This is a genomic window from Agarivorans sp. MS3-6 (genome assembly GCF_054112545.1).
In genome coordinates this window covers 1,594,235-1,607,156 of record NZ_CM134202.1, presented here as the reverse complement: position 1 = coordinate 1,607,156, position 12,922 = coordinate 1,594,235, and the positions used below count along the sequence as shown (strand labels likewise).

The window sequence follows — 12,922 nt, the reverse complement described above, 5'->3', positions numbered from 1 at the left end:
CACGCTTGTGATGTGGCAGGTATGGTATATAAAGCTGTTTACTTGAAGCGCGAAGGTGGCCAAGATGAGTTTTTGTTAGAGCTACTCGCGCAGGAATTGTTAAATACCTGTAATGGTACTATGGATAAGAAAGGTAAAACGGCAGCCAGTAAGCCGGCATGGGGCTTAAAACCATTGAGGAAATTTAATTGGTGGTTTGCCAGTAATGGTTCATTAACCTGGATGCTGCAACAATAACTCGAAGTCGCTAAATTGAGATAAGTGCTGTTCCAGCGAGGTTTTAACTTGGCTGCAACTCTGGTCAATACAAAGCGCTGAGACGGCTATAATTGCGCTTTTTCGTTTCCCTGATAGCACCTCTGAGAAGCGCTGGGCCTTTAATGCGGCTCTGTTTGCTACCATACCGTTTACTCCAGCGTAGCTGTAGGCTAACAAAGCGGTTTGATTGCTGGAGGGGTGAAAATAAACAAAGTTAATGGCTTTATTTTTTTCATTTCTTACCACTCTTAGATCTTCTGGTACAACATCATTTAAATAGAATGAAGCCTTGTTATCTAAACCCAACCCGCTAAACAAATAGACCCATTGATGGATCTCAAAAGTGTTAACCACGATAGTTTGATGCTCAACTGACTGAAATTGAGTTACTTGCAATGAGCTATGGTAGGGGCTAGCAGGGCTTTGCTGATGAGTATTTAACTTATTGGCATCTAGCACTGGCCAATCAATTAAACTGGGCGAAAATGCCAACAGCGCAAGCGCTAGGTACGCAAGAGGCTTAACTGACGGGGAAGAGGTTTTGGGAAGGGCAGCAGTCGGCATTGAATCATTGGCCAACTTCCCCCCAATGTAAAAAGCCAGTAATAAATAGGGAACATATAAATACCAACCCAAATTATTGTGATCGTAGATAATGTCACTTTGCATTTGGGTTTCGTGGCCAATTAAAATAATGGTTATTATCCGTACCCAATTAACCAGTAATGCTCCTAGCATGCATACGATAAAAAAGATGGCAGCTTTTTTGAGGCTACGAATATTGAAGTAAATGTATAATAAACATAGAAACAAGGACGTAATAAAGTAGCGCAATCCACTGCAGCCATTGGCTATTTCGAAGCGTCCAGAGGGAATGGAAACGACATTGCCCTCAAAATAACTAGGAACGTGTGTATAGGCCATTACCATTTCTACCATGTTGGTAGAAAGGCTTTGTAGGGGGGGAGATAAGATCCCCCAAATGGGTGTAGCAAATAGCATCACCAAGGCATATACATACAACCCTTTGTTGTGCTTAAAGGCGCTTAATAGGCTAAACAATAATACAAGAGGGAGCAGCGCACGCACCGGCAAGCTGATTTGGCTTAGATAAAACAGCAATTCTAGAGCTAAACATATCACTAACAAAACTAGCCAAAGGCTAGTGGTCTGGCGGAATTGTAACTGCCGGCGGCAGTCGTAAAGCACATATAATGCAACCAAAGGAATGAGAAAGGCATGAGAGTAGGTGCCGTCGTCAAAACTATAGCGCCATATATCTAACAAGACTGGCCAAAATAGCAAAGCAACCAAACCAGTAATACCTAGCACGACTAAAGCCTGCAAGTTACCGGTGTTTGATTGCTTAACTTCTACTTGATTTGGCTCCAAAAATTAGCGCCCTTTACCAAACAAAATTATTTCAGCAGTGCGCACCAAAATTAATAAATCAAGCAAAAAGCTGCGATGCTTGATGTAATAAAGGTCAAACTTTAGCTTTTCTAAGGCATCCGCCTCAGTGCTTCCGTAGGGATATTTCAGCTGAGCCCAGCCAGTTAATCCGGGTTTAACATTGTGGCGCTGGTTGTAATAAGGGATAGATAATACCAGCTCTTTAACAAACGATGGGCGTTCGGGGCGAGGTCCAACAAATCCCATATCACCGATTAGTACGTTATATATTTGCGGTAGCTCGTCGATACGGTATTTGCGAATAAAGTTACCCACTTTAGTGACTCGTGGGTCTTCTTTCTGTGCCCATTTGGCTCCATCTTTTTCTGCATCGGTGCGCATGCTTCTAAATTTGAAGATGTTAAATGGCTGGCCATTTAGGCCAATACGCTCTTGAGAGTAAAGTACTGGAGCTTTAATCCCCTCTTCGATTTTTATCATCACAATAGTAATGAGCATGAGTGGCCAGGTGAGTAGAAGAACAATTAGCCCTAAGAAGGTGTTACAAATCCAGTCTAGCGAGCTACGTAAGTAGTTGGTAGAGTGGAAACCATTACTGTATATGACCCAAGAAGGGTAGATAAGGTTGACCGCAATTTGGCCCGACTCGCGTTCGATAAAATCAATGATGTCGGTTATTTCTACACCGCGCAGCTTGCAGAGAAATAAGCTATCCACGGGTAAATTCGCTCGACGTTCATCTGCCGCTATAACGATTTCTTCTACGCCATTAGCTAAAACAAATGATTCTAGAGGCTGGTCTAGTTCTAAAATAGTCTCGCGCTTGATGCCGTCTTCGGAGTCTCCTTGCATGCGGACAAAACCCGCCATCTCAAAACTCACTCGATCAGATTTTCGACGCATTCTTTTTTCAATAATGCTTGCTCGCTCTCCTGCTCCTAGTACCAAAATACGCTTTCTGCCCATATGTTCATATTGCATCTTGAGTGCAAAATAACGGATGGTGGTGAGAGCGATCATGACAGCTGCATATAACAACTCTCTAAAGTTACCCGGCAGAACATCTAAAGGCGTTAATACGTAAATAACAGAGGAAATGAAGTAGCCAAGGGCGATGCTAACCAGCAGTCGTCTTATTACACCCCGAAACGTTTCTCGGATTTTTTGGTTATAAAGTCCAACTGACAATATTGATAACTGAATAGGGAAGGTAAATGCAACCAAGTGCATTAATATAGTACCTTCGCCGTAAGGGGGAATGCCTTCAAACCCCGTAAATCGCAACAGCTCAACGCCAATAACAAATATTATTAGCAGCGCCAAAAACTCAGCAAAAATGATAGCTCTGCTACCAGGGTCTAAATTGTGAAACTTCGAACCAGCCACGCTTCTTCCTTGAAACAAATTGAAATTTGATTTTTAATTTACCAGTATACCGAGATTTACTACTAGAGCCACCAAAAACCTGAATGCTCATAGATACTAATTAAAAAACAATTTTGTTACTTTTGCTTTACATCGGCTGATTTACCTAAAAATGTCGATAAATTAAAACTATTTAGCCCAATAGATTTACAAGATGCTTACTCGCGCACTATGATGGTCAAAAGGATTTTATCAATCAATGTTTGTTGATCGACACTCAGCGTAATGGATAGTGCTATGAAAAAAATCAATCAAGTAGTAATAAAGTTGCTCTCTTTTGTCGCGGTTAGTTTTTACCTTACCGCGTGTTCGAACTCTTTACCAAATTTGCCTAGTGCATCGGTCAACCCTTCGTTGACCAAAAACCCTGCGGAATACAAGTATCTTATCGGTGCTGGAGATGTGCTTAATATATTTGTTTGGCGCAACCCTGAAATATCGGGAACCTTCATCGTTCGTCCCGACGGTATGGTATCAACGTCCTTGGTTGAAGACTTAGAAGTGTCTGGTAAAACTCCAACAGAGTTGGCCCGTCTTATTGAGTCAGAGCTGGCAGAATTTATTCGTGATCCTATCGTAACTGTTACTGTTGATGGCTTTATAGGGCCGTTTAGTGAGCAAGTCCGGGTCATCGGAGAAGCCTTTGAGCCCCAAGCCATAAACTACCGCGAAGACATGACCTTATTAGATGTGATGATTCAGGTAGGCGGCTTAACAGAGTACGCTGACGGCGACAATGCTCGCTTGGTTCGAGTGGTTAGTGGTGAGCAACGTTCGTATAATGTAATGGTCGGTAAGCTAATACAAGATGGTGAGATTGAAGCCAATGTAGATATCCTTCCTGGTGATATTATTATTATCCCAGAAGCTTGGTTTTAGTCGGAGTAGTCGTTTAAATGCAAGATTTAATTGAGGACTTTTTGCAATACCTGCGTGGGGTATGGCTAAAGCGCCGCTATATTTTGATCGCACTTTGGATCATCTGTCCTATTGGTTGGATAGCGGTTACTTTACTGCCTAATCAATATACCGCTGAAGCTCGAGTTTATGCCGACACTCGCTCGTTATTGCAACCTCTGCTGAAAGGTTTAGCTATTCAAACCGATCCGTCGCAGGAATTGGCCATGATGGTTAAAACTTTGCTCAGCCGCAGCAACCTAGAAAAAATTGCTCGAGCCAGCGATGCTGATGTTCGTGTTAACAATCGGGCTGAATATGACGTGTTGTTGGACAATTTGAAAGACAATATTGAGATAAACAAAACACGTCGTGAAAACCTATACACCATTACTTTTGAAGCTGATTCTCCGCAATACGTTAGAGATGTGGTCCAGGCCGCTCTGGATGTTTTTGTTGAAAATACTTTAGGAGAGAAACGCCAAGATACAGATACGGCTAATTCTTTTATTAATCAGCAGATTGAAGAGTATGAAACGCGCTTAATTGAAGCTGAAAAAAGGCTGGCCTCGTTCAAGCAAGAATATACCGCCTTTTTACCGGGCAAAGAGTCTACTTATTACAGTAATTTGGAAGGTGTAAAGAAGCAGCTTGAAGAGACTCGTCTGCAGTTGAGCGAAGCCGAAACCAAGCTAGTCTCTGCGCGTTCGCAACTAGCTAGCGAAGAAATATTGGCTTCACAACAAACGGCGAAAGTTCGTACAGAATTTGATGACCGTATTGTCGCTATGAAAACGCGTTTAGATGATTTGTTATTGCGTTACACCGAGCGCCACCCTGATGTGATTGAAGTTAAACGCCAAATTGCATCACTCCAAAAACAAAAAGACAATGCGTTAATTACGGCTAAAAGCCCGGCAGCCCTCGCTTCTGAGTCAGTGATTTATCAAGACTTAAAGATTACCGTCAGCCAGCTCGAAAACGAAGTGGCTTCGTTGAAAGTTCGCGAATCACGGCATGACGCTAAAGTAAATGATCTAGAAGAACAGTTACGCCAAGTGCCAGATGTAGAGGCCAAACTAACTGGCTTAAATCGTAATTACGAAATCACCAAGTCTAAGTATGAAGATTTGCTATCGCGTAGAGAAAGCGCCTTAATTTCTCAAAGTGCCGGTAAAACTACCGATGATATTAAATTTAGAGTCATTGATGCTCCGCGTGTACCTTTAGAGCCTTCAGGCCCCAAAAGACCATTGTTGATTGCCGCAGTGTTAATCTTTGCTCTAGCTGTTGGTGGTGGTTTGTCATTAGCTTTTAGTCAGATAAATCCTGCGGTATCGAGTGTGCAGCAGCTTTATCAGCAAACTGGCTTCCCTGTATTGGGCGTAGTGTCAGCCACTGAAAGCTCAGGGCTAATCGGCATTGAGAAGAGAAAAATGCGATTGTTTGTCTTATCAAATACCATTTTATTATGCGGTTTTGTCGGATTTATGGTGATTAATGCACTGCCCGGCTTACACAATAAAATTATAACCGGATTAGCTGGGGTAGGCTTGCTATGAGTACGATAGAAAAAGCGATGGGCAAGCTAGCAAAGCAAGCTCAAGCCAACCAAGAGTCAAGTGAAAACCGTATTGAGCAGCCATCCGCGCCATTAGATGCTACTCAAAGCGAAGCCAGAAATGATAAACCGGTTTTACAAATTGATTCAGCAGTATTGAAGCGTTTAGGTATGCTTTCTGACATTCGAACTAGAGAGACAAGAATGTTAAGTGATGAGTACCGAGGCATTAAACGTAAACTGTTAAAAAATGCTTTTGAGACAGGCTTAATTCCTCAAAACAAAAGTAATCTAATAATGGTGACCAGTGCTAACCCTGGGGAGGGGAAAACGTTCACCTCAATCAACTTGGCGTTAAGCCTAGCTTTAGAGAAAGACAAGACGGTTTTGTTGATAGACTCCGATGTGCTGAAGCCCACTGTCAGTAAAACTTTAGGCATTGGCCAGCATATGGGCTTAATGGAATACCTATTAGGTCAAACCGACGATATCGCGGATGTGATCTATCACACCAACATCCCCAATCTAAGGATTATGCCAGCTGGTATGCCTCATCATTTAAGTAATGAGTTGTTGGCCAGTGATAAAATGCGTTCGCTTACTGAAGAATTGAATAGTCGTTATTCTGACCGGGTTGTGTTATTTGATAGCCCGCCAGTTTTAGGGGTTAATGAAACGGTGGTGTTGTCCAATTTCATTGGCCAAGCAGTGGTTGTCGTTGAGCAAGACAGTACCAAAATGGCAGCGATTAAATCAGCTGTATCGCAATTTAGTGAAGATCTAGCGATCGGTTACGTATTAAATAAAGCAGTGCACGGTAAAACAGGGACTTACGGTTATGGCTACGGATATGGCTATGGATATGAGGAAGAACGCAGCGCCTAGTGTTGTTCTTGCGCTTGCTATCGCTATGGGCTTGTCTGCATCGGTGTATGCAGCTGATGTGCAATTCCGCCCTGAAATAGGTGCAGAGTTGGTTTATACCGACAACGCAGGCTTAACTGAAGAATCACCAGAGTCGGGTGAAATTGGCATATTGTCCGCAGGGGTTGTTTCCGAAATTACCGGTAAAGACGGTCAAGTTTCGTTAGATTACCGAGCGAGGCAAACTTACCATTCTTACGATGCCAACAAAAATAAACTCTATCATGAACTCGACTTTACCGCCGATAAAAAACTTGGCGGTAGTGGCTTTAGTATAGACGCTGTAGCAGCAGTAGATATATTACCTGCTGAATTTAGTAGCAACGCCATTACCGATGTAATTTCAGGCGATTTGATTCAAGGTAGCGAGATAGGTGTTGGTTTAAATTATCAGTCAAATCGCCGAAAGTGGATCGATTTAAATGCTCGAGCAGCTGCTAGCTTGTATCGTTATGAAGACGACCGAGGTAATAATAATGATTTCGATGGGTCCCTCGTTTTTAAAAATGGTCAGAAAGTTAATACCGTATTTTGGTTAGTTGACTCCGATTATATCAGGCGCGAAGCGCGCGGAAATTCTCAAGAAACAGAGAATATTAAATACAAAGGCGAGTTTGGTTTACAACAACGCTCTGGTTTCAGTCCGTTTATTCGTTATTACGCTGAAAGCTACTTGCAAGGGGTTAGTTCTTCTTCAAAAGTCGGCGAGTCAGAAAGCTGGGGCCCGGCTATTCGTTACTTTCGCTCTCGCTTGAGTTACCTAGAGTTGAGTTATAATTTCTCGTTAGATAAAGACAAAAATGACGACTACTTAGGCGCTGCAGTAAACCTTGAGCCTAATCGTCGCACTAAATTGTTCTTTGAGTACAGCAAGCGATTTTATGGTGACGCTTACGAGTTTACATTTACTCATCAAAAACGCCGCATTAATACCGATATAAGTTATATTGAAGAGCCTACCAGCTTTGACCGTCGATTTTTTGTAGAGGGCGACACTGTTGAAGAACAGAAGCTGGATAAAACACTTCGCTGGACAACCGCGCTAGACTTACGTCGCTCAGGTATCGATTTCGAACTTCGTCATCAGACTAGAGCGAGCTTAAGAGATGAAACTGATTTTGTAAAAGATACCACTTACGGAGGTGGCATTGGTATCGACCACAAGCTCAGTCGCAAGTTGGTTATAGCTTTTGCTTTTGATTATGATCATTATACATTCGACCGTCTTACTGGCACCGATCAAGTAGATAAATATAGCCGTTATGACTTATCTTTAGAACAAGATCTTATCGAAGGTTTTTTCTTAACCTATCGTTATCAATTTACCCATCGTAGCTCGAATTTCGTTGATCGAAGCTATGACGAAAACCGAGTTTCGATTAACGCGACTAAGCAGTTTTAAACATGTATGAATCTTTCTTTGGGCTAAGTGACAAGCCATTTAAACTTAGCCCCGATCCAAAATTTTTCTTTGCTAGCCCCCATCATGATAGAGCCGTTTCTTATCTGCGTTATGGTCTCTCTCAGGGCGAGGGCTTTATTGTGATTACTGGCCCAATTGGTACAGGTAAAACCACTATTGCACGTAGTTTGCTTGCTTCTATCGATGAGTCGATTGTCGCGGCCCAAATTGCAACCACACGATTAAGTCCCGATGAGTTAGTTCGATTAGTAGCGGCTCAATTTAATATCGATGTAGAGGGTTTAAATAAGGCTGAAATTTTAAAGCGTTTTGAGCAATATTTATTAACTCTGCATAAGCAAGGGAAACGCGCCTTGCTGGTGGTTGATGAGGCCCAGAACTTACCGGCAGAAACGGTGGAAGAATTGCGAATGTTGTCGAATTTTCAACTAGACGACAAGCCTCTCTTCCAAAGTTTTTTGTTAGGACAGGAAGAGTTAAAGCCGATTATTGAACTGCCTGAGATGGAGCAGTTTAGGCAGCGAATAATTGCTTCATGCCACCTACAACCTTTTGATGCGGAGCAAACCCAAGGGTACATTTTACACCGATTAAACAAAGTTGGCTGGCAGCAAAACCCGAAGTTAGACGAAGATATTTTCCAGCAAATCGCCGACTTTACCAAGGGTGTCCCGCGTAAAATCAATATTTTTGCTGACCGTTTGTTTTTATACGCTTTTCTTGAAGACCTACATCGCATTGAGAAAAAGGATGTTGCTGCTGTTATTGAAGAAATGGGAGGGGAACTTTCAGGGTCGTTACAAGCTACCCCAGTTCAACAGCATGGTGGTGACATAGAGGCGCTTCTTGGTCGTAGCTATGACGAGAGCCCTTCAGAGCATCCCTCCATTAACTTAAGCGATGACAAAATAAAGGCCAATTTACTCGATGTGTCTAGTTACCTAGAGGAAGTGGTGTTGAGAAAAATCAAGATTATTCGTTATCTAGATAAAATGATTGAAAAGAAGCGTAAAGACATTGTCGAGTTAGGCGAAAATAGTTAGTTATCGAGCTAAGAAGCTATACGCTCTGCATATGGATGATCTAGATTGAGTATTATTGTTGGTTTATTGGGATACAGTTTAGCTGCACTTTGTTATTTGGTGTTTAGTTTACTTTTACTGACAACTAAGCAAAGTGGTTTTCAACGTTTAGCCTTGAGTTTAGCGGTATTTTTTACTGTGCTCTGGGCTGGGCTAGCCGCCGCTCAGATGCGGTTTTCGTTACCCCTCGGTTACCTCTATTTTTTTGAGACTTTACGCAATGGATTGTGGTTCTTACTGCTTTATTCCACCATCGCTCCTCGATTTTCTCTTGGCAATGTTTTTACTGGATCAGCACAACGCAAAGGGATCCTAATTGCCCTGATTTTTGTCGCGCTTTGTCAGTTGTTAAGCGCTAGCTTTAAACTGGGGTTAAACCAATTGTGGTTAATCACACAGTTGTCACAAGCGGTTATTGGCTTGTGGTTAATTGAGCAGTTATATCGACGGATTGACGTTAGCGCTAGGGCCACTATAAAACCCATGTGTTTGGGTCTAGGGGGAATGTTTGCCTTTGACTTTGCGCTCTATGCGAACGCGCTGATAACCTCTGGTATCTCTTTTGATTTTTGGAGCTTACGGGGTCCTGTCGCTATTTTGGCCGCGCCATTAGTATTGTTAAGCGCTAGACGTGTGAAGCGTTGGTCGACCAAAATTTACATTTCACGGGATGTAATTTATCACAGCACTTTGTTGGTGGTTGCTGGAGGCTATTTATTGGTAATGGCCCTAGTGGGTTACTATATTCGTTATGCAGGTGGTGATTGGGGCAACATTGCACAGAATGGTTTTTTTGCCTTAAGTGTTTTGATATTGGTGAGTTTGTTTCTGTCGGAACGTTTACGAAAGAAATTAAAAGTCCAAATCACTAAACACTTTTTTGCCAATAAGTATGAGTACCGAGAAGAATGGATGAAGTTTGCAGCGGTTCTCGAAGAAGATGGTATTTCACCATATGCTATTGCCTTAAAGGCGATCAACCAGCCATTTGACTGTCGTTATGCCAGCTTAGCGATTGTTGAAAATGGCCGCTTTACCGTTAAGGCTAGTTATAACCTACGCGATGATGACCCGCAGGCCATTTTGTGTTTGGAATGCCTGGCTGCTCACGCCATTGAGCACCAATGGATCGTGGATATTGAAGAGCTGAAAAAGGATTTGTCGGTCGTTCCTTTTAAAGTGTCACTCGATGATTTATCCAGAATCGAGAAATTTAATTATGTTATTCCTGCTAGCACCAGTGCCGGTTTTAAAGGGGTTATTTTGCTGTCCGCACCGACGGCTATCCATAGTGTAAACTGGGAAGACAGGGATTTGATGCGGGCAATTAGTCGCCAATTAGCGGTTTTTTTGAACTTACACCGTTCAAACTTGGCCTTAGCAGAGAGCCAGCAATTCGATACGTTTAATCGAATGTCAGCTTATCTGGTACACGACTTAAAGAATGTACTGGCACAACTGCAGTTAATGTCAAAAAATGCAGTTAAACACAAACATAATCCAGAGTTTATTGACGATGCGTTTGAAACCGTTGACTCTGCGGCCGCTCGATTAACCAAAGTGGTGGCGCATTTAAGCAAGAAACAACGTATTGATACAGTTGTTGCGCCGTTCGGCCTAAAAAGCGCGCTGCAACAGGTGGTGGCGTCGCGATCCTTGAATGTACCTATACCTAAGCTAATATATTCTGCGGAGCCAGATTTCGAGTTAGTGGGCGACCAAGAAAGATTTGTGAACGTGTTGTCGCATTTAGTGCAAAATGCCCAAGATGCCAGCGACAATGAGGGAGAGATTATTGTTCGCGCCTATTGCCAATCACAAGAGTGCATCGTTGAGGTTGAAGATCATGGTGAAGGCATGAGTGTCGAGTTTATCGATACGCGATTGTTTAAGCCGTTTGATACTACCAAAGGGAATGCAGGGATGGGTGTTGGAGCATACGATGCCAAGCGCTTCGTAGAAGAACTCGGCGGGCACATTCAAGTAACAAGTAGTTTGGGTGAAGGCAGCTTATTCAAGCTTTACCTACCTATTCATAAGATTTAGCTAAATGGATGATATAACGATGGAAACCTTACTGGTTGTTGAAGACGATCCGGGTATTCAAAAACAGTTGAAATGGAGTTTTAGCGACTATCAGGTAGTGGTAGCGGGTGATCGTAATCAGGCAATTACTGCGCTAAGGCGTTATGAACCCAAAGTCGTTACCCTTGATTTAGGTTTGCCCCCCGATGAAGCAAATGCTAGCGAAGGTTTGGCGACCTTAAAAGAAATGCTAGACCTCAACCCCAAGTTGAAAGTGATTGTTATAACCGGCAATGAAGACAAAGAGAATGCACTGATGGCGATTGCTATGGGGGCGCATGATTTTTATCAAAAGCCGATCGATGATGATACCTTGTCGGTGATTATTGCTCGCGCTTTCTGGGTCGCCAATATCGAGTTAGAAAATGATGCCCTAAAGGGGGCGTCATTAGATAATAACGGTTTTTTGGGGAACTCTCCGCAGGTACAAAAAGTGTGCCGTATGGTTGAGCGTATAGCCCCGACAGAAGTGACAACGTTATTACTTGGGGAAAGCGGAACCGGTAAAGAGGTTCTCGCTAGGGCCATTCACCAGCAAAGTCCACGTAAAGATAATCCCTTCATTGCCATTAACTGTGCCTCGATACCTGAAAACTTGCTTGAAAGTGAGTTGTTTGGCTTTGAAAAAGGGGCATTTACCGGCGCGCATAAAACTACTGAAGGTAAGATAGAGTGTGCCAACGGCGGCACTCTATTTCTTGATGAAATAGGCGATATGCCTTATTCGCTGCAAGCTAAAATATTGCGTTTTTTACAAGAAAAAATTGTTGAGCGAGTAGGCGGTAGAAAAGAGATCCCTGTTGATGTGAAAATTGTTTGCGCTACTCACCAAAATTTACAAGATATGGTGCAACAGAAAGAATTCCGAGAAGACTTATTTTATCGCATTAGCGAGATAACGATAAATATCCCTCCTTTGCGAGACCGCGGTGAAGACGTTATTTTGTTGGCTAGAGCGTTCTTACAAAGCTACAACAAGCAAATGCAAAGAAATATAAATGGCTTCAGTGATGACGCTATTACCGCTCTCACTAGTCACCGCTGGCCAGGCAATATTAGAGAATTGCAAAACAAGGTGAAATCAGCAGTGATTATGGCTGATAGTAAACAGATATCTGCTGAAGACCTCTCCTTACCGTTGGGGGACGAAGAACAAATAAAACTGGCCTTGAACTTACGGCATGTGCGTGAGGCCGCAGAAAAACAAGCCATTAATAAAGCAATGGCTTTAAGTAATGGTAATGTGTCTAATACCGCGGGTTTATTGGGAGTGACTAGACCAACTCTGTATTCATTGTTAGATAAATATGGATTGAAAACCGATTAAACCGCAGTTCTCAGCGTTATAACATTAGATCTATTGGGCTGCTATAGGTAGCCCCACAAATCCAATTAGGCGAATTATGGATAACTCTCAAACTGAAATGAATATTTTGGTTACCCCGGAAATGGCAAATTTTTCGGGGAAAATGCACGGCGGCGCCATGCTTAAGAAGCTCGATGAAGTGGCCTACACGACAGCGATACAATACTGTGGTAATTATGCGGTGACTTTATCCGTCGATCAGGTGCTGTTTAAAAACCCAGTCGAAATTGGAGAGTTTGTTACATTTTTGGCATCGGTTAACTATACCGGTCGCACTTCAATGGAAATCGGTATTAAGGTGATCGCTAAAAACCTTAAAGAACAAACCGTGCGTCATACTCACTCTTGCTTTTTCACCATGGTTGCTGTTGACGAACAAGGAAACTCTGCAAAGGTTCCTCCGCTTAAACCCGCGACTGAAGTAGCAAAACGTCGTTTTGACGATGCCTTACGACGTCGCCAAAGAAGAATGGAAAAGTTATAAAATA

At 42.6% G+C, this 12,922-nt stretch carries 11 protein-coding genes; 9 read left to right on the top strand and 2 right to left on the bottom strand.

Annotated features, from left to right (window positions below; all coding sequences use genetic code 11):
* Positions 1 to 21: 21 nt before the first annotated feature.
* Positions 22 to 237, top strand: a complete 216-nt coding sequence (locus ACVFI8_RS07230; RefSeq protein WP_457873477.1) for a hypothetical protein — start codon at positions 22 to 24, stop codon at positions 235 to 237.
* Here the strand turns inward: ACVFI8_RS07230 and xrt are convergent.
* Positions 214 to 1,650, bottom strand: coding sequence for an exosortase (gene xrt, locus ACVFI8_RS07225; RefSeq protein ID WP_457873476.1), 1,437 nt, complete (start codon positions 1,648 to 1,650; stop codon positions 214 to 216). The two genes, ACVFI8_RS07230 and xrt, sit on opposite strands and share 24 nt — an antisense overlap.
* A gap of 3 nt (positions 1,651 to 1,653) precedes the next feature.
* Positions 1,654 to 3,057, bottom strand: a complete 1,404-nt coding sequence (locus ACVFI8_RS07220; RefSeq protein WP_457873475.1) for a TIGR03013 family XrtA/PEP-CTERM system glycosyltransferase — start codon at positions 3,055 to 3,057, stop codon at positions 1,654 to 1,656.
* A 276-nt stretch (positions 3,058 to 3,333) separates the two neighbouring features.
* On the opposite strand from ACVFI8_RS07220, the gene ACVFI8_RS07215 reads away from it, so the two are divergent.
* The 8 genes from ACVFI8_RS07215 to ACVFI8_RS07180 all read left to right on the top strand — a co-directional run bounded on the left by ACVFI8_RS07215 (position 3,334) and on the right by ACVFI8_RS07180 (position 12,918).
* On the top strand, positions 3,334 to 3,975 hold the full coding sequence (locus tag ACVFI8_RS07215) for an XrtA/PEP-CTERM system exopolysaccharide export protein (RefSeq protein ID WP_248714125.1): 642 nt from the start codon (positions 3,334 to 3,336) through the stop codon (positions 3,973 to 3,975).
* Positions 3,976 to 3,992: 17 nt separating this feature from the next.
* On the top strand, positions 3,993 to 5,555 hold the full coding sequence (locus tag ACVFI8_RS07210) for an XrtA system polysaccharide chain length determinant (protein WP_248714126.1): 1,563 nt from the start codon (positions 3,993 to 3,995) through the stop codon (positions 5,553 to 5,555).
* Positions 5,552 to 6,439 carry an XrtA-associated tyrosine autokinase gene (locus ACVFI8_RS07205; RefSeq protein ID WP_248714127.1) on the top strand — a complete coding sequence of 296 codons (888 nt, stop codon included), beginning with the start codon at positions 5,552 to 5,554 and terminating at the stop codon, positions 6,437 to 6,439. Before ACVFI8_RS07210 ends, ACVFI8_RS07205 begins: the two co-directional genes overlap by 4 nt.
* Positions 6,417 to 7,880: a TIGR03016 family PEP-CTERM system-associated outer membrane protein gene (locus tag ACVFI8_RS07200; protein ID WP_457873474.1), complete on the top strand. Its 1,464-nt coding sequence runs from the start codon at positions 6,417 to 6,419 to the stop codon at positions 7,878 to 7,880. The genes ACVFI8_RS07205 and ACVFI8_RS07200 overlap by 23 nt, the downstream gene beginning before the upstream one ends.
* A gap of 2 nt (positions 7,881 to 7,882) precedes the next feature.
* Entirely contained in the window at positions 7,883 to 8,944 is a 1,062-nt protein-coding gene (locus ACVFI8_RS07195) for an XrtA/PEP-CTERM system-associated ATPase (RefSeq protein WP_457873473.1), read from the top strand.
* A gap of 45 nt (positions 8,945 to 8,989) precedes the next feature.
* Positions 8,990 to 11,029, top strand: coding sequence for an XrtA/PEP-CTERM system histidine kinase PrsK (gene prsK / locus ACVFI8_RS07190; protein WP_457873472.1), 2,040 nt, complete (start codon positions 8,990 to 8,992; stop codon positions 11,027 to 11,029).
* Positions 11,030 to 11,048: 19 nt separating this feature from the next.
* The gene (gene prsR, locus ACVFI8_RS07185; protein ID WP_457873812.1) at positions 11,049 to 12,395 is read left to right on the top strand and encodes a PEP-CTERM-box response regulator transcription factor; all 1,347 of its coding nucleotides are present in this window, start codon (positions 11,049 to 11,051) and stop codon (positions 12,393 to 12,395) included.
* Positions 12,396 to 12,471: 76 nt separating this feature from the next.
* On the top strand, positions 12,472 to 12,918 hold the full coding sequence (locus ACVFI8_RS07180; protein WP_248714131.1) for an acyl-CoA thioesterase: 447 nt from the start codon (positions 12,472 to 12,474) through the stop codon (positions 12,916 to 12,918).
* Positions 12,919 to 12,922: the final 4 nt, after the last annotated feature.

Excerpts from the sequence above, each read along its gene's own strand:
- ACVFI8_RS07180 (WP_248714131.1), top strand. The coding sequence starts at position 12,472 with ATGGATAACTCTCAAACTGAAATGAATATTTTGGTTACCCCGGAAATG.
- ACVFI8_RS07200 (WP_457873474.1), top strand. The coding sequence starts at position 6,417 with ATGAGGAAGAACGCAGCGCCTAGTGTTGTTCTTGCGCTTGCTATCGCT.
- ACVFI8_RS07230 (WP_457873477.1), top strand. The coding sequence starts at position 22 with ATGGTATATAAAGCTGTTTACTTGAAGCGCGAAGGTGGCCAAGATGAG.
- ACVFI8_RS07205 (WP_248714127.1), top strand. The coding sequence starts at position 5,552 with ATGAGTACGATAGAAAAAGCGATGGGCAAGCTAGCAAAGCAAGCTCAA.
- ACVFI8_RS07215 (WP_248714125.1), top strand. The coding sequence starts at position 3,334 with ATGAAAAAAATCAATCAAGTAGTAATAAAGTTGCTCTCTTTTGTCGCG.
- prsR (WP_457873812.1), top strand. The coding sequence starts at position 11,049 with ATGGAAACCTTACTGGTTGTTGAAGACGATCCGGGTATTCAAAAACAG.
- ACVFI8_RS07210 (WP_248714126.1), top strand. The coding sequence starts at position 3,993 with ATGCAAGATTTAATTGAGGACTTTTTGCAATACCTGCGTGGGGTATGG.
- ACVFI8_RS07195 (WP_457873473.1), top strand. The coding sequence starts at position 7,883 with ATGTATGAATCTTTCTTTGGGCTAAGTGACAAGCCATTTAAACTTAGC.